Origin of the sequence: Massilibacteroides vaginae (genome assembly GCF_900178525.1) — a bacterium.
Classification (GTDB): Bacteria; Bacteroidota; Bacteroidia; order Bacteroidales; family Tannerellaceae; genus Massilibacteroides; species Massilibacteroides vaginae.
Genome location: NZ_FXDJ01000009.1, coordinates 652788 through 671140, shown reverse-complemented (window position 1 = coordinate 671140; position 18353 = coordinate 652788). Strand labels below are relative to the sequence as shown.

Below are 18353 nucleotides of genomic sequence, written 5' to 3'. Positions count from 1 at the left end.
GACCTTTTCCCCGTACAAAGCATAACAGTTGTTCATGTTTTATTCCCCCTTCAACAACCTATACAGCTCATCTATCTCCTCTTTTGTGCTTCTATTAATGTAAATAGGCGGTGCTTTTGTTGATTTCACCAGTAGCAAAGGCTTTTTCCCGGAATGGAAGAAAAGCATTATGCTTCCTTCTTCTGTACGATAGTAGCCCTTATGAAATCTCCAGAAACTGAGTCCGTTTGTTCGTAATGTGATGTCAGGTAGTTCGTTTGTTATTTCCACTTCTGTAATTTCTGTGAGCGGAATCCTTTGGCTATACGCACCGTTTATGATAAAAAAATTGTCTTTTACTCCTATTCCGGCAGGTCGACCGGTGTCAATAATGCAAATAAAAATTACAACTACAACAATGGCAGTTATCCGACCTATCCATTTCTGTGTTTTTGATTTTTTTATATCTTTCGTCAGATCATGTCCTTTCTTCATCAGGAATCCTAATCCTGTAAAGATTGTAGTAATGCAGAGAGCAGACTGTAAGCTTCTTTTGTCTATTAAATAGAGTATTATAGAACCAAAGATTATTACGCATCCCATTATTACCATTATTTTCCGCATAAACAAAGCATAGGAATCGATATCAAATTTCTTTCGATCAGCCTCCGGCATTGTATTATATCCACTGATAAGCATTGGGAATTTAACAACTAAAAATCCTAATCCAATCAGAGACAGTCCGATTATTATAGTAAAAAGTATCTCTCCCATAATCATGAATATAAAAGGTTAATAATGATCCGGCAAATGAAATCTCCTCCGAAGAATCCGATACAGAATAAGATGGCCAACTTCGTTCCCTTCAGATTGCACGACACGGCCAGAGCCTTAAACATCAGGTATCCCATCCAAATAACAAACACGAAAGCGACAAGACTTAACCAAAGCCCCAACCAGAAACCGGGTTGAAGCATAAGCTCGCTTGCTTGTGCAATTTGTTCCTGCAAAGGTCCGGTCGGATCAATTGCTGACATTTGTTTATAAAAGGGAAGGAAGACGATCAGGTTGGTAAATAGTAAGGGAATTTGTGCGAATAGAACTGTCCCGAAGACATCGAGTGCGCGAATCTTGGAACGGGAAAGCAGCATCCCTCCGATGTAAAACAACAATGCCGGAATAAGCCATACAATGAAATGTTCCGCCATAAAGCACCACCAGACCGGGTTTGGAGCCGAACCATAATGCAAAAGTCCATGATAATGATAATCGGTAAAATAAGCTAATCCGATGCTCAATACTAAACCCAAAAAGCCCCAACTCAAAGCCTGAAATCCCGCGATCCGTTCAAATGGATTCAGCAGGAAGCGAACCGTTCGATTATTCATTTTGTCCTCCTTTCTCCAAAAACTTTATTTTTTCAATCAGATCATCTAATAAATTACGAACTGTTGGGTAACTGATGCCCATATCTTTAGCCATATCTTTCAAACTTCCGCTCGATTTAATAAACTCAATGATGAACGTTTGATCTTTCTCCGTAAGTCGAGAAAACAAGGGCAGCTCAAAAGAACCAGATACTTCGGTTTCACACGATTTGCAGAATAATCGTGCCACTCTTAACGGCGATTCACAAGCCGGACAATGGAGCGGTAATTTTTTCTTAATCTCTTCCATAGTTTTGTTTTATTTACCCCGTATTTGTAAAAATAGATATAAAACTAAACAAAATCAATATTAGAATAAGAAAAATTAAAATATTTTTTTGGAATCGCATCCTGTCCTTTTACCGTATAGTGAAGCTTAATGCAGAGATCTCTCCACTTCGGTCGAGATGACAGGGAGGGTGGTCGGAATGACAGGGGGTGAGTGGTTCTGTCTCATCCACTGTCATGCTGAGCCTGTCGAAGCATCTCATCCCATCAGACTATTCTTAACCGAAACTTTATGCAGAGATCTCTCCACTCCGGTCGAGATGACAGGGAGGGTGGTCGGAATGACAGGGGGTGAGTGGTTCTGTCTCATCCACTGTCATGCTGAGCCTGTCGAAGCATCTCATCCCATCAGACTATTCTTAACCGAAACTTTATGCAGAGATCTCTCCACTCCGGTCGAGATGACAGGGAGGGTGGTCGGAATGACAGGGGGTGAGTGGTTCTGTCTCATCCACTGTCATGCTGAGCCTGTCGAAGCATCTCATCCCATCAGACTATTCTTAACCGAAACTTTATGCAGAGATCTCTCCACTCCGGTCGAGATGACAGGGGAGGATGGTCAAGATGACAGGGAGACAAGCGGTTCCTACCCGGAAAAGAGCGCGATGCCGCGATAAGCGGCGAGCCGTGAAAAAACCGGCCTCACTGGATGAGCGTTAAAAAAAACACGGAGCGAGAGCGTTAAAAACAAATCGTTGTTTGAGCGCAGCGAGTTTCGATTTGTTTAGCGAGAGCGCAGTGTTTTTTAGCGAAGGAAGTGCAGCCTTGATCTTTTTTGCTTCGTTTTTTGGATCAAGCCAAAAAATGATGTGGGGTCACAGGGGTGAAACCCCTTAAAACCCTGTCCCATCCATTGTCATGCTGAGCCTGTCGAAACATCTCATCCCAACTGACTATTCTTAAACGAAGCCTTATGCAGAGATCTCTCCACTTCGGTCGAGATGACAGGATGGAAGGGATGGGCGAGATGACAGGGGGGGCGATCTGAATTAATAAAGTTATTCCTTTTGTGAAAGTGATGTTGGAAATCAGATTGATATTGAAAATTAACTTTGACTATCAATATGAAAGCGACTTGTTTTCGATCTTTTTTAGACTGTTTTCCCTTTTGGGGTAATGTTGGTGTTCGTTTTTGGCACGGATTCGGCTAATGAGGCTTTAGGCGGCTTTTATGTGGGGCTGATTTTCCTGAAAAACAATATTAGTATGTGTTTTTGAAAATAAAGGATATTTTTTTAATGATAAAGGATGTTTAGAATAATATATACTAATGTCTTTTTAAGAAATGTCGAACAAATTTCTTTTAGGAGGGAGACGATTTTCTGATAGAAAAGCCGTTTCTCTTTAAGGGTAAACATATATTTGCTAAAAACGCATCCTGTTTAACAAATAAGAACATCTTTCTGATTCCTCAATTGATACAAAAATGGCCTTAAATGTATCAGATTGATAAAGTGGGTTTGACGTTTTTTTTGTCTGGTTTACATCTTGGGTTAGGGTTTATGCAGCTCCTTATGAATTCCGACTTGTTTTATAATCTTGTCGTTTCCTTTTTCCTTATATATATATCCCCTGAACATTCCTTCACTATTGAATGGCATAGCGAAATTGCCGTCTTTGTCGATAGCTATTAAGCCGCCTACACCGGCGTCGGGACTAAGATCTGTGTGAATGATTTGGTTGCCCGCGTCTTGAATGGGTTCTTTCAGGTATTTTACGCGGGCACAAAGGTTGAAAGCTACGGCGTGGCGGATGAAATATTCGCCATGTCCGGTACAGGAAACCGCACAGCTTTTATTGTCTGCGTAAGTACCCGCGCCAATCACCGGCGAATCACCTATTCTTCCCCAGCGTTTTTTTAACATGCCTCCTGTGCTTGTTCCGGCAACCAGGTTTCCTTCGCTGTCAAGCACAACGCATCCTACGGTTCCGTTCTTTTCAGATTCTTTTTTGAACTCTTCTACCCATTTCATCGTATTGGGTGTAGAAAAATACATGTTGTTTTCTACCATTTCAATGCCTTGAGAGGCGGCAAACTCATCTGCTCCATCGCCGGAAAGCATTACGTGGGGTGAATTGTCTTTTACTACCTGTGCTGCTTTGATCGGATTTTTTATGCGTTTTGCTCCTGCAATGGCTCCTGCGCTCAGATCTTTGCCTTCCATTATAGCAGCGTCTAATTCAAACGAGCCGGCTGCACTAACCGTTGCGCCGACTCCGGCATTAAACAACGGATTGTTTTCCAGATAACTAACCACTGCAATTACCGCGTCAACGCCTTTTCCTCCGGATGAAAGGATCTCATTTCCTATCAATAGGGCAGAATCAAGGGAGGCGTAATAGTGCATTTCTTTATTGGGGTTTTCTTTTAATGCGTTCATTGCTCCTGCTCCGCCATGAATAAGCAGTACATATTCACGTTCTTGTGCGTTTGCGATAGTGCTTCCTGCTAATAAGATAAAAAAAGTTATAAACCATTGCCTTAACATATACTCAGTTTTGATGTTTGTTGACAAAAATATCGCTTTTTTTGATTAAACGACGGCAAAGTGTCAATTTATTGCAATAAAATCTTAATTTTGCGCCGTTTCATAATTGTCAAATTAAGAATGTCAATACGTATAGCCAATGAATACAAGAAAGAGCTCATTGTCGGCGCTGTTTAGCGCTATTTGCATTGGAATGCTTTTTATAGCCGGAAGTGACTTCCGGGCTTTTGCATCCAATGATTCTCATCAGCCGATAGGTCCTAATCTGCCGCAGGTCGATATCACTACCGTTACGGGACAGGTTGTGGATGCTGCCGGGTTGCCTGTTATTGGTGCTTCTGTTATTGTGAAGGGAAGTACAACCGGTGCTTCGACGGATATTGACGGACTGTTTACGATAACGGGTCTTTCCGCTCAAAAAAACATAATTCTTAGTGTTTCCTACATAGGATATATTACACAAGAAGTCCGTGTTTCTTCGGCCTCACCGGTAACAATAACCTTACAGGAAGATACGCAGGTGTTGTCTGATGTTGTTGTAATCGGCTACGGAACAGAGAAAAAGAAGAATATTTCCGGTGCGGTATCAAATATTTCAAGTGACGAGCTTACGCGTGTGCCTACCGAAAATATGCAACGCGCTCTGCAGGGAAAGGTTGCCGGTGTGCAGATCACTTCTGCAAGCGGTACTCCGGGAGGAGCAGTTTCTGTTTTAGTTCGCGGTTCCGGTTCCATCAGCGCAAACAACGGACCTTTGTATATTGTTGATGGTGTGCAAATGATTACCGGAGATCAAACAAGTGGGATAATTAAATCGACAGATGTTTTATCCTCATTGAATCCTTCGGAAATACAGTCTATCGATATCTTGAAAGATGGTGCTTCTGCTTCCATCTACGGAGCGCAGGCAGCAAACGGAGTGGTTATTATTACCACAAAGAAAGGTCAGGAAGGGAAAAACAAAATTTCTGTAAGCCTTTCGGGAGGTATGCAGAAAATTGCCAATAAAATTGATATTCTCACCGCTCCTCAAGTGGCTGAGTTGGATTTGATTGCTTATAAAAACCGATACGGCGAAAGCAGCAGTGAGTACCTGAACAAACTGAATGAATACAAAGACAATGGTTGGGGCGAAGATGGTTTTTCTGAAGCTCCTACGTACGACTGGTATGATTTGCTGTATCGCACGGCTTATGTAGCGGATGCGCAGGTCAGCTTATCGGGCGGCACGGGAAAAGAGCGACATTATCTTTCGGCATCATTTAATAATACGGATGGTATTTTGATTGGAACAGGGTTTCAACGTGGAACTTTCCGCGTGAACTTAAGTTATGAGTTGGCTAAATGGTTGACGTTGACTACCAATAATAGTTATTCTATAATGAATCAGGATCAACAATCCGGTGTACGTGCCTCGAACCCGAACCGTATTGCCTTTCTGATGCATCCGGCAAACAGTCCGTATGACGAAAACGGAGACTACTACACAAGTCTTCCTTATGGCTACTTTATGCACAACACCGTGCAAATGCAGAATCTGAATGAATACAAAGGGCGTACCAATAAATTACTTTCTGCAAATTCATTGGATTTTAAGATCACAAAAGACCTGACTTTTAAGTCGAGCTACAATATAGATGTTGTAACCATCAACGAACACTTGTTTATCGATCCACGCACGCGTGAAGGCGAGAAAGCGCAAGGTTCGGTTACAGCTTATACTAAAGACCTGACTAACTTTCAGACCGAGCAGGTGCTAAATTACAGTACAGTGCTGGACGAAAGACACCGTATCTCCGCAATGGGCGGTTTTTCTTATCGTCACCAATCTTATCAGAGCCATGGAGCGACAGGAACCGGAGTTTCTCACCCCTCTTTGCATTTGCTTGGTACTACCGCTATCCCAACCGAAGTGACAGAAACTTTCTCGGAATGGAAGATGGCCGGTATGTTTGCCCGTATCAATTATTCTTTCCAGGATCGTTACATTATTAACGCAACAATCCGCCGTGACGGCTCTTCCCGCTTTGGTGAAGAAAATAAATGGGGTTGGTTTCCTTCCGTATCGGCTGCCTGGAGAATCAACGACGAGGCGTTTATGAAGGATATAGCCGTGTTTGATGATCTTAAACTAAGGGCAAGTTATGGCGTTACAGGAAACTCAGACATAGGTGACTATGTGGCTCGCCGGTGGTATTCAAGCGGCGGTGCTTATAATAATTCATCCGCTATCATTCCGGCATCAATCGGTAATCCTTTTCTGACTTGGGAAAAGAGCCATTCTAAGAATATCGGGCTTTCGTTCTCTATTTTGAATAACCGTATCTCTTCGGAAATGGACTTCTATATAAAAGACACGAAAGACTTGCTTTATGCTCGTACAATTCCTGCCACTACCGGATTTACTCAGATTCCTTCTAATATGGGTGGTGTGAAAAATACAGGTTTTGAATTCTTATTGAATACCGTAAATGTAAAAACCGGGGATTGGGAATGGAATACGTCATTCAATATTTCCTATAACAAGAACGAGATCACGTCTTTACAGGACGGACTTTCTGAACTTGGGCGATATAAAGTTGGTGAATCGATCACCTCCGAACCTGTTTACCAATGGGCCGGAGTGAACGAAGCCGACGGACGTCCGATGTATTATGACAAAGATGGTTACATAGTTTATAACCCAAAACCGGAAGATCGGGTTTGGAGCAAACCTCGCGAGGCAAAGTTCTTTGGAGGGCTGACCAATAATATTTCATGGAAAGGCTTTGACCTGTCGTTCTTCTTCCAGTTCCAGAATGGAGGTGTAAGTCTTTGGAGCGATAAGATTACGTTGCTGGCATCAGCAGGAGACAGCAACACCATGCTGGATAAATACACTTCATACTGGAAAAATCCGGGCGATGTAACCTGGGTGCCGAAGCCATCGTATGAAGGAGCTTATCCGGGTAATCCACGTGGAAACGACCAGGAATCAACATTGCACTACGAAAAAACGGATTATATTAAGTTGAAGAATGTTATGTTGAGCTATAATTTCAACAACAAACTTCTACAATCGTTCCACATAGCTAATCTGCAGGTTTACGCATCTGCTTACAACTTGTACACTTGGACTTCGTATCCGGGTAACGATCCTGAATTTACAGGATATGACACCGGAACTTATCCGCAATCGAGAACATATAATATTGGTGTTAAACTGGATTTTTAATAGACAAGACACATGAATAGAATATATAAATACCTGCCGGCTTTGATATTGAGTTGTTTGTTTACGACCGGCTGTGATTCTTTATTAGATACAAAATCAAAGCATTTACTTCCTGTGGAATTAGTAAAAACCGAGTCCGGGTGCGAAGCTATGTTGCTTGGTGTATACGATCTGATGCAGAAAGTAACTTATTATGGACGTGATGTGTTGGCTATTCCGGAAGTTCTTGCGGATAACACCAAACTATCGCCGGTTGCTACCCGCTATAAAGACATCGCAGACAATAAAGTCGGTGCTCATTTAGATATCTGGACGGAATCTTACGAGATGATAACGTTATTAAATGAAGTGCTTATGTATCTGGAGCAACTACCGGAAACAACCAAAAGCAAAGCCTTGCAGGGAGAGGCGTTGACTCTTCGGGCATTATGCTACACAAATCTGGCGATTACTTACGGTCGCGAACCCAATCATCTGGTGAATGATTTCAACCTTAGTGTTCCGATGATAAAAGACGCGTTCTTCTATTCGGGAGGAACATTGGGCGAAGAAACCTATCCAAAGCGTGCCACCGTAAAAGATATCTGGGAATTCATAGAGGAAGACCTGACTTCCGGATTTCCTTTGCTTGAAGGAAATGACAGCGGACTGGCTCCTAAACGTATAGGAGCGTTAGCAAATAAAGCGTTACAATCCCGCGTTTACTTATTTCAGGAAAAATGGAACGACAGTAAAGACGCGGCTACTTATGTGATTGATAATGGTAATATCACAATTTACGACGGAAACTACACAAAAGTATTTTCTGAAAACAGGGAGTCTATCTTCTATCTGTATTATACTGCCGCTGAGGCATTAGGTTCTGCCTCCTTGCATTCAACCTACGGTATGACCGATTCTAACACGGATGAAGATGGCTATGATATTGCTAAAGGCTCGGGTGATGGCACTTTTACCATCGCGGAAGAGCTGATCGCACTTTATGATCAGGATAATGACACCCGTTTCGCAGCTTTCAAAAAAGCAAAAATGAATGGTACAAAAGTGTGGTGGAGCCGTAAATTCAATAGTTGGCAAGGCGAATTCGGACAAGACAATGTTCCGGTTATCCGTATTTCAGAAGTTTTATTGAATCGTGCCGAAGCCTTTGCGGAATTAAAGCAATTTGACGCGGCTCGTGCGGATGTTAACCTGTTACGTGTGAAAAGAGGTATTGGCGAGACAGATGCTTCAGATAATACATTGCTGACGGAAGTTTTATTACAACGCCGACTTGAACTTGCCTTTGAAGGTTTCCGTTTTTTTGACTTAAAAAGACGTGGTCAGGCTATTTCAAAACCCGACGGAAAGGCAGCAATACCTTATACTGATTTCAGGGTGGTGTCTAAAATATCTGATGTGCAGATGGATGCTAATAAGAATCTTGTAAATAACCCGGGTTATTAATCCGGCAAACGAAGAAACAAAATGAAAAAAATAAGCTATTCTTTCAACACTTTACTCTTTCTTCTATCCTGTATGATTGGATTTACAGCCTGTGAGAAAGAAGATAGAACATATCAAGGTCCGGTATATTATGAATTCAGTCCGGACAAGAGCGGTCAGACGGTAAGTGGCAGTAATAACCTGATCGCAAAAGAAACCTCCATCCTTGGCGAAGATACGATCTGTGTACAGATGATTCGCAAAAATGCAAGTGCTACAACGGTTCGTTTCCGTATAGCGGAGCAGCTTTATTTTATAAAAAGTGATTCCCGTTTTGTTACAGAAAAACCGGAAGGACTACCAGAATCGGCTTATGAAGTATATAACTCAACAGCCCAATACGGGAAGGACTTTAATTTTGAAGGTAGCAAAGATGTTGTTTACGATCCGCAGACACGAACCGGATTTGTGACAATCGAGGGAGGAGTGATGTTTGCTTACATTACGGTTAATATTCTGGAACGTAATAACACTGTTGCTTATGTTGTACTGGAAGATACCGATAACGCGCAGGCAAATAAACCAACCGGACTGTTAGCGCTTAATATCATTTCGGTCAAGACTACTTATTTTGAAGAAAGTTTCAAATCGGGTATTCCGGCTACGTGGGGTAATATCGATAAGGATGGAGACGGATACGCTTGGCAGCACACAACTACAGATGGTGGTTTTGCAATGTCTCGTTCTTATATCAGTTCAGATGGTGCTTTGACTCCTGAAAACTACCTGGTTTCTCCGGCTATAACAGTACCGGCTTCGGCACAATCCGTAACATTAAGCTATGACCTAAGTGCTTCTGCAAAGAATGCCTATCAGGAACAGTATCAGATATTGATTTCGGAAGCGCCTATTACGGAAGCAAACTGCCGGGAGGCAAAAGTTCTTAAAGATTGGACAGAATTGACAGATGCGCATAAATATTGGTCTGTCGTAACTACCACAACCAATTTGCAAGGTTATGCCGGAAAAACATTCTATATTGCGTTCCTTCACGGAAACTGTACTGACATGGACAGATTCCTGCTTAAAAACGTAGTCGTTTATGCATTCTAAAAATGAGACTTATGACGCCTGATAAAGAACTAACCGATCTCTTTCTGGAGATGATTAAAATAGACGCGACATCCGGCAAAGAATTGCCGGTGGCGCAGTTTATAATGGATTATGTCAAAGCATTAGGCTTTGAAGCCTATATGGACGGAGCAGCAGAACGATCTGAAGGTAATTCCGGAAATGTTATCGTTCCGATTAACGGCGGCGGTGATTTTTTGCTGATGGCACACATGGATACGCCAAGCTCTACAAAAGGAGTCAAACCTCAGTTATTGGAAGACCGTATTACTTCTGATGGAACCACCATACTCGGTGTTGATGACCGTGGTGGCGTATCGGCTATTCTTTATGCACTTAAACGCGCGGTGAATGATAAGAAGCAAATTCATCCTTGTACGTTACTTTTTACTGTTTGTGAAGAAACTACATTGGCCGGTTCAATCTACTATAAGCCTACCCCGGAGATGAAATATGGCTTTGCTTTTGACTCTCACATGACGCCGGGAAAATTCGTGAACGAAACCTGTGGTGCGATCGCATTTAAGATCACGGTACTCGGTAAAGCGTCTCATGCGGGAATTTCTCCCGAGAAAGGTGTGAACGCTATCCAGATAGCGACTAAAGCCATGACTACTTTCCCTTTCGGACGTATTGACGAAAAGACAACAGCCAGTATAAGTATCATTAACGGAGGAACAGCGACGAATGTAGTTCCGGACAGAATTGTGATTGAAGGTGAAATTCGTACCGAACAACAAGCGCAAGGTGAAGAAATAATGGCTAAAGTTATTCAGGACTTTGAAGCAGCGGCGGCTCATTTCGGAGGAAAAATAGCGTGTTCTTATATCTGGGATTTTACGCCTTATCAAATTTCTCCTGAAGCTATTCCGTATTTACGTATTCTTGACGTTGGTGAGAAGCTTGGCATAGAAATTACAGGCTTCAAATCCATGGGTGGTAGTGATGCGAACTCGATGAATGACAAAGGGGTTCAAACGATCAACCTGGGTGTAGGTGCTCAGAATCCACATGGAACGAACGAATTTATTCTTTATAAAGATATGCAGACAAATTGTGATATTGCATACACATTATTAACAGACTAATCAGAAAACATGCTTAAACATATTATGCTGTTTGCTTTAATAGCTACAGTTACTTTGCTTTCCTGTTGTACTGCCGAGAAGAAGGAACAACTTCCTGTAGTAGAAAAATCAGCTTCCTTACTTTTTCCTGAAAATCCGAAAGGACATCTCTTTATTATTGGTGGTGGAGAACGACCGGATTCCCTGATGATGAAATATCTTGCGCTTGGAGGAGGAACAGACGCGAAGATACTTATTGTTCCTTTCGCAAGTGGTGATATAGTTGACACAGGTGAATATCAGGAAGAACAATTCAAGGAGATGGGATGCAAAGAGGTTAGTTATATCAACTGCACGAAAGAAGATATAGACACGGAAGAAAGTCTGGGCCGTTTAGAGGGCGTTACCGCGATTTTCTTTTCCGGTGGTGATCAAAATAATCTGACCGCTTATCTGGCAGGAACAAAATTTCTTGAAAAGATCAGAGATATTTACAAAGAAGGAGGTGTTATCGGCGGAACAAGTGCCGGAGCAGCTGTGATGAGTAAGATTATGCTGACAGGACAAGAGGGCGTAAACGGAGAAGGCAGTGGCGATTTCAAAGTGATCAAAGCCGGTAATGTTCAAACAGCAGACGGTTTTGGTTTTATTAATTCGGCTATTGTTGACCAGCACTTTATTTATCGTAAAAGAGAAAACAGACTGATTACGCTTGTAATAGAAAACCCGGGATTAAAGGGCATAGGTATTGATGAAGCTACAGCCATTATCGTGGCGCCGGATGGAACGTGTACAGTAGCCGGACAAAGTGCTGTCATGTTATTCGAAAACGATCAGATGACTAATCAACCGGATAACGAAGAAGGTTACCTGTCTGCTAAGAATATCCGTCTTTCGCTTTATACCTCGGGCGAATCCTTCACACTCTGATTCCAATTATTTAATTACTTTCAAACACAAAGAAATGCTAAAGAAGATACCTCATACATTTACGATTATATCTGTTCTTATTATTATATCTGCTGTAATCTCCTGGTTTGTCCCTGCCGGCGAATACGTTAGAACCACTGTTGAGGTCAACGGGATGGAGCGAACGGTTATTAAAGACAATTCCTATCAACGGGTTGAATCTTCCCCACAAACCTGGCAGATTTTCAGTTCTTTATTGACCGGATTTGAAATGCAAGCCGGAATTATCGGCTTTTTATTAATTATCGGAGGTGCTTTTCAGGTATTGAACAGTAGTAAATCAATTGATGTTGGTATTCTTGCTTTTTTAAATAAAGCGAAAGGTTTAGAACGGTATGCTCTGATTCGGAAAATAGGAATTAATAATGTGATAATGACGCTGATTATTATTATGTTCAGTCTTTTTGGATCTGTGTTCGGCATGAGTGAAGAAACATTGGCTTTTATTATCATTATTGTACCGTTAGCCATTTCCATGGGATATGATTCGCTTACGGGGATATGTCTTGTTTATGTAGCGTCTCATGTTGGTTTTGCCGGATCTGTTTTAAATCCGTTTACAATCGGTATTGCGCAAGGATTATCTAATCTGCCGTTGTTTTCAGGATTCGAATACCGACTTGTTTGTTGGGTGATCTTTACAATCGCTTTAATACTGTGTGTTTTGATCTATGCCGCCAAGGTGAAGAAAAACCCGCGTATTTCTCCGATGTATGAGGCGGATGAATTTTGGCGAAAAAGAGAAACAGAAGCAGCCGAAACGCCGGTTGCGTATGTAACACCTCGTTCTACCTGGTTGGTTTATGTACTTGTACTTGTTGCGCTTACGGCATTTTCTGTTACCTATCCGCACAGTACTTTCTCGGTAGGTACCGCTGCGATAACCCTTCCGGCTATTCCTGTTTGTACGGCTTTGTTTGCGCTGTCCGGTTTGCTTGGAGCACGTAAATCATCCCATTTTTTTATTCTTTCCTTATTGGGATTTACGGTTGTTTTTCTGATTATCGGTGTAATGGGACACGGCTGGTATTTGGGTGAGATCTCCGGGATATTCCTTGCGATGGGTATTCTGGCCGGATTTGCAAGCGGAGGAAAAGCCGATGATGTGATTGCTGAATTCCTTACCGGAGCGAAGGATATGCTTTCTCCCGCGATTATCGTTGGGCTCTCGGGTGGTATTATCTGGATTTTGCAGGAAGGCAAGATGATCGATCCGATTCTTCACGGATTAGCCTCTATAATGGATGGAGCAGGAAAAATGGTTTCGCTTACATCAATGTATGCTATTCAAACGATGATCAACGTAATTATTCCGTCTGCGTCCGCGAAGGCAGCGCTAACCATGCCGATTATGGCTCCATTCTCGGATGTAATTGGTCTGTCACGTCAGGCAACGGTTATGGCTTATCAGTTTGGAGATGGGTTTACGAATATGATCACACCAACCTCCGGTGTGCTTATCGGTGCGTTAGGTATCGCCCGTATTCCGTATGCGGTTTGGGTAAAATGGTTTTCTCGGATTCTGGCTATCTTTATAATTTTAGCACTCCTGTTACTTATACCCACTGTTTATTGCGAGCTGAACGGTTTTTAAACGGTTCTTTATTTATTTGTCATCCTAAGTCCGCGACATTTCCGGTTCGGGCTTAGGATGACATTTTTTTATTATAAACTATCTCCGAAATCTTTTCTGAATTTCGCCATTAGTTTTTCGGGCCAATCGTTGATAGGAGCAAGACCTCCCATGAAGAAACGTAATACGGGTGGTTCGTCTACAAACTTAAGACCTCCGATCAGGTTGCGGTTTTCGTAAAGCCACGTCATACGGTCTTCAACATATTTAATTTGTGATAACGTAAATACTCTTCGGGGTATAGCCAGACGCAATAGTTCCATATCCGCATAAGTCTCATTGCCTTCTTCGTCGCGTTGATTAGAAACAGACCCACGCTCCATACCTCTGATACCGGATATCAGGAAAAACGCCGCGGCTAATGCTCCGGCCGGATATTCGGTTTGCGGCAGATGATCGCATATACGCATAGCATCAACGTGGCAACCCAGAACTCCGGCAGGTGTAACTACAGGAATGCCTTTACTGTCGAGTGCATTTACAAGATATTCAATAAATTGAGGGCTTTGACAGATCATCGATTCATCCAAGGTTTCGTAGAGTCCTACGGCAATTGCTTCGATTTCGCGAACAGACATACCTCCATAAGTAAGGAAACCTTCGAATAGCGGAATAAGCGGTTGTAATTCCTTGTAGATGGCTTCATTGTTTGTACAGATACCTCCTCCTCTGGACGAACTTAGCTTTCTTGCGGAGAAATAAATCAAATCGGCCAAGCCGGTTATAGCCAGCATAATTTCTTGCATTGAACTATCTTTGAACTCCTCTTCACGCTGTTTTACCAACCACGCGTTTTCTCCTAAAAGGCTGGCGTCTAACACCAAACGAATGTTGTATTTGTCTGCGATAGCTCTTACATCCCTGAGGTTAGCAACCGAGAAAGGTTGTCCGCCGATCAGGTTGGTCGAAGCCTCCATCCGGATGTAAGGAATGTTCTCAACGCCGTTTTGTTGAATACAAGCTTCCAGCTTTTCAATATTCATATTACCTTTAAAAGGATGTTTGCTATTGATCACATAAGCTTCATCATATAAGAGTTCCTCAATCTTTCCACCGTACTGCGTGATATGAGCCATAGCCGTAGTGAAGTGGTAATTCATAGGAACGATGTTTCCTTTCTTAACGAAGGCATGGCTGATAATATTTTCGGCCGCTCGTCCCTGATGAACAGGCAACAGATATTTCTTACCTAATACCTCTTCTACCGCTTTCTGATAACGAACAAAGCTTTGAGAGCCGGCATAGGCATCGTCTGCCATCATCATCGCTCCCAATTGCTGATCGCTCATCGCGTTTGTGCCGCTATCCGTCAACATATCAAGGAATACATCTTTCGTGTTCAGTCGGAAAGTATTAAACCCGGCTTCATATAAAGCCTCCAGTCTCCTTTCAATAGGAACCAAATGCAGTTTTTGTACAATACGGACTTTATGTAATTCTAAAGGAATATCTTCTCCGTTATAAAATTTGATCTTGTTGTTCGTGTTTTGCATGATTATTTTAATGAATAGTTAAAACAAAGCCCCAAAAGTATATAAATTATCGTACGAAACCGTATTTTTTGACAAAAGAAAGCGCTTGAATCGTCATAATGCTGACTATTTGTGTAATTTTTATTTGCAGAAAAAAACAGAATAATCTTTGCGTATTGTAAGATAATCTCTATATTTGCTGCCGTAATAACACAACGAAAAATGAATCGGAATATAGTAAATACATATTGGTGGCGCTTCCTACAACTCCAACGGTCGTAAGGAACGAAGCCTCGTGTATATACTAAAATAGAATAATTACAACAAAAAGGCCTGTCGCACTTGCGATAGGCCTTTTTTGTTGTAATGCACATTCATCAAATCGGAAGAAATGAAACAAAGGAACAAAACAGACTTTTGTAGGAAGGAAATTAACAATTCAAATTCACTGCTGAAAGGGAGGGTTTTTGAGCATGATTTTTTGCAATACTATATGTTCGAAAAAATAACCTTTATATTTCAAAAAATATCCTTTGTTTTTCGAAAAATAACCTTTATGTTTTTGGCAACATACAAGGCGTTGATTTACAGCCATTTTTGCTTGCTCTTGAAAAGCAGCGATCAGGCACCTGTTTTAACTTAAAATGGAATAAATTTTAAATAAATAAATCGGATGAAAACGTATCAGGTAGATGAGAATGGGTTTTATGGTGAGTTTGGCGGAGCGTACGTCCCGGAAATACTTCACCGGTGTGTAGAGGTATTGCAGAAAACGTATCTGGAAGTAATAGAAAGCGAGAGTTTTAAGGCGGAATATTATCAGCTTTTGCGGGATTATGTAGGCCGCCCGTCTCCACTTTATTATGCGAAGAGACTGAGTGAGAAATACGGTTGCAAGATGTATCTGAAGAGAGAAGACCTGAATCATACGGGTGCGCATAAGATCAACAATACGATTGGGCAGATTTTGTTGGCTCGCAGGATGGGGAAGACACGTATTATCGCTGAAACAGGAGCCGGACAGCACGGAGTGGCTACGGCAACAGTTTGCGCCTTGATGAACATGGACTGTATCGTGTATATGGGCAAAACAGACGTAGAGCGTCAGCAGGTGAATGTGCAGAAGATGAAAATGCTCGGTGCCACAGTTGTTCCTGTCACGTCGGGAAATATGACACTGAAAGACGCAACCAACGAGGCGATACGCGACTGGTGCTGTCATCCGGCGGATACGTTTTATATTATCGGTTCTACCGTTGGTCCGCATCCTTATCCGGATATGGTGGCACGTTTGCAATCGGTTATCAGTGAGGAAATTCGCGAACAATTGATGGAAAAGGAAGGGCGAGATTATCCCGATACGCTGATTGCTTGTGTGGGTGGCGGAAGCAATGCGGCCGGAACCATATATCATTATATCGACGACGAACGTGTACGCCTTATTCTTGCCGAGGCAGGAGGAAAAGGTGTCGATTCCGGAGAATCGGCTGCTACGATTCAGCTGGGCCGCAAAGGGATTATACACGGAGCTCGTACGTTGGTGATGCAGAGCGAAGACGGACAAATTGAGGAGCCTTATTCGATTTCTGCAGGCTTGGACTATCCGGGCATTGGTCCGGTTCATGCGAACCTGGCGGTGAAAAAACGTGCTGCAATTCTTGCCGTAGATGACGATGAAGCACTTGAAGCAGCGTTCGAGTTAACCCGGTTAGAAGGAATTATTCCGGCACTGGAAAGCGCGCATGCTTTAGGCACTTTGCCAAAAATACAGTTTCGACCGGATGAGGTGGTGGTACTCACCGTTTCCGGACGAGGAGATAAAGACATTGAAACCTATATTGCCTATTTTAACACGAAAAACAAATGAATTACGCCTATCATACCATAAGTAAAAAACTGCTTGGAGATTTGCATACGCCTGTTAGTATCTACCTCCGGGTTCGCGATATTTATCCGGAATCGGCTTTGTTGGAAAGCTCGGATTTCCATGGAGATGAAAACAGTCTTTCCTACATCGCTCTTCGCCCGGTTGCCAGTATCGGCGTTAATAATAATGAATGTACGATGACCTTTCCGGATGCGTCGGTTGAGGTAGTTCGCGATAAGCCGGTTGATGTTTGCATCACGGCCTTCCTGAACCGCTTTACGATAGAAGGGAAAGAAAAGAATGTGTGCGGACTGTTCGGCTATACGGCTTTTGATTCGGTTCGCTATTTTGAGGATATTCCGGTGCAGGAAGTACACCACGAGGAAAACGACGCGCCGGATATGCTCTATATATTATACAAGTACATTTTGGTGTTTGATCATTTTCGTAATGAAATGACTTTGGTGGAGTTGCTGCAGGAAGGAGAGGAGAGTAGCCTGTGCGAGATAGAAACCCTGATCGACAATCGGAATTACGCTTCCTATAATTTTCTTCCGGTTGGCGTAGAAACTTCGCCTATCACCGACGAGGAATATAAAGCGATGGTGCGTAAGGGAATACAACATTGTATGCGCGGGGATGTGTTTCAGATTGTGCTTAGTCGCCGCTTTGAGCAGGCGTTCAAGGGAGACGATTTCAAAGTTTATCGTGCGCTTCGCAGTATAAATCCATCGCCCTATTTGTTTTACTTTGACTTTGGCGGATTTCGGATATTTGGTTCCTCACCCGAAACCCATTGCAAAGTAACGGGCAGACATGCCAGCATTGACCCGATAGCAGGAACAGCCTTTCGTACCGGAAATGTGGCCTTGGACAAAGAGCGTACGGAGGCATTACTGGCAGATCCGAAAGAAAACGCGGAACATGTGATGCTGGTCGATCTAGCACGAAACGACCTGAGTCGTAACGCGCACGATGTGCAAGTGGATTTCTACAAGGAAGTGCAATACTACAGCCATGTGATTCATCTCGTTTCGCGTGTCAGTGGAGAAATCAATCCGGAAAGTAACTCCGTAAAAACGTATATCGACACTTTTCCCGCGGGAACACTTAGCGGTGCGCCCAAGATAAGAGCCATGCAGTTGATCACCGAAATTGAAAAGCACAATCGTGGTGCGTACGGTGGTTGTATTGGTTTTCTGGGACTGAATGGCGATTTGAATCAGGCTATTACGATCCGTTCTTTTGTAAGTCGAGGTAATGTGCTGTATTATCAGGCCGGTGCGGGTGTTGTGTCGCAAAGCAACGACGAACGTGAATTACAAGAAGTGAATAACAAACTGGGCGCGCTGAAAAAAGCGATTGATCTTGCCGCCACATTAAAGAACTGAT

The 18353-nt window shown here is 42.6% G+C and carries 13 protein-coding genes; 8 read left to right on the top strand and 5 right to left on the bottom strand.

The features are described 5' to 3' along the window. Positions 1–39: 39 nt before the first annotated feature. The 4 genes from B9Y81_RS11300 to B9Y81_RS11280 all read right to left on the bottom strand — a co-directional run bounded on the left by B9Y81_RS11300 (position 40) and on the right by B9Y81_RS11280 (position 4183). A complete protein-coding gene (locus B9Y81_RS11300) occupies positions 40–753 on the bottom strand; it encodes a DUF3784 domain-containing protein (RefSeq protein WP_176221486.1) in 714 nt (237 codons plus the stop codon). 2 nt (positions 754–755) lie between these two features. Continuing rightward, positions 756–1367, bottom strand: a complete 612-nt coding sequence (locus B9Y81_RS11295) for a YIP1 family protein (protein ID WP_085537029.1) — start codon at positions 1365–1367, stop codon at positions 756–758. Continuing rightward, complete coding sequence (locus tag B9Y81_RS11290) at positions 1360–1656, bottom strand: DUF2089 family protein (RefSeq protein ID WP_085537028.1); 297 nt, start codon at positions 1654–1656, stop codon at positions 1360–1362. Before B9Y81_RS11290 ends, B9Y81_RS11295 begins: the two co-directional genes overlap by 8 nt. A 1531-nt stretch (positions 1657–3187) precedes the next feature. After that, positions 3188–4183: an isoaspartyl peptidase/L-asparaginase family protein gene (locus B9Y81_RS11280; protein WP_085537762.1), complete on the bottom strand. Its 996-nt coding sequence runs from the start codon at positions 4181–4183 to the stop codon at positions 3188–3190. 139 nt (positions 4184–4322) lie between these two features. Here B9Y81_RS11280 and B9Y81_RS11275 point away from each other — a divergent pair, with 139 nt between their 5' ends. Genes B9Y81_RS11275 through B9Y81_RS11250 form a run of 6 tightly spaced genes read left to right on the top strand, consistent with a single transcriptional unit; the run spans position 4323 to position 13583 of the window. Continuing rightward, complete coding sequence (locus B9Y81_RS11275) at positions 4323–7397, top strand: SusC/RagA family TonB-linked outer membrane protein (protein WP_085537026.1); 3075 nt, start codon at positions 4323–4325, stop codon at positions 7395–7397. A 12-nt stretch (positions 7398–7409) separates the two neighbouring features. Then, on the top strand, positions 7410–8843 hold the full coding sequence (locus tag B9Y81_RS11270) for a RagB/SusD family nutrient uptake outer membrane protein (RefSeq protein ID WP_085537025.1): 1434 nt from the start codon (positions 7410–7412) through the stop codon (positions 8841–8843). Between the two features lie 21 nt (positions 8844–8864). Further along, positions 8865–9935, top strand: coding sequence for a choice-of-anchor J domain-containing protein (locus B9Y81_RS11265; RefSeq protein WP_085537024.1), 1071 nt, complete (start codon positions 8865–8867; stop codon positions 9933–9935). A gap of 11 nt (positions 9936–9946) precedes the next feature. Continuing rightward, entirely contained in the window at positions 9947–11041 is a 1095-nt protein-coding gene (locus B9Y81_RS11260; RefSeq protein ID WP_176221485.1) for a M20/M25/M40 family metallo-hydrolase, read from the top strand. A 9-nt stretch (positions 11042–11050) separates the two neighbouring features. Continuing rightward, positions 11051–11950, top strand: a complete 900-nt coding sequence (locus tag B9Y81_RS11255) for a cyanophycinase (protein WP_085537022.1) — start codon at positions 11051–11053, stop codon at positions 11948–11950. 34 nt (positions 11951–11984) lie between these two features. Then, entirely contained in the window at positions 11985–13583 is a 1599-nt protein-coding gene (locus tag B9Y81_RS11250; RefSeq protein ID WP_085537021.1) for a YfcC family protein, read from the top strand. A gap of 71 nt (positions 13584–13654) precedes the next feature. Here B9Y81_RS11250 and B9Y81_RS11245 read toward each other — a convergent pair whose 3' ends face one another. After that, positions 13655–15115 (bottom strand): tryptophanase, encoded by a 1461-nt coding sequence (locus B9Y81_RS11245; protein WP_085537020.1) that lies wholly within the window; start codon positions 15113–15115, stop codon positions 13655–13657. 652 nt (positions 15116–15767) lie between these two features. On the opposite strand from B9Y81_RS11245, the gene trpB reads away from it, so the two are divergent. Both trpB and B9Y81_RS11235 read left to right on the top strand, forming a co-directional pair. Beyond that, on the top strand, positions 15768–16961 hold the full coding sequence (gene trpB / locus B9Y81_RS11240) for a tryptophan synthase subunit beta (RefSeq protein WP_085537019.1): 1194 nt from the start codon (positions 15768–15770) through the stop codon (positions 16959–16961). Next, positions 16958–18352, top strand: a complete 1395-nt coding sequence (locus tag B9Y81_RS11235) for an anthranilate synthase component I family protein (protein WP_085537018.1) — start codon at positions 16958–16960, stop codon at positions 18350–18352. The genes trpB and B9Y81_RS11235 overlap by 4 nt, the downstream gene beginning before the upstream one ends. Position 18353 lies beyond the last annotated feature (1 nt).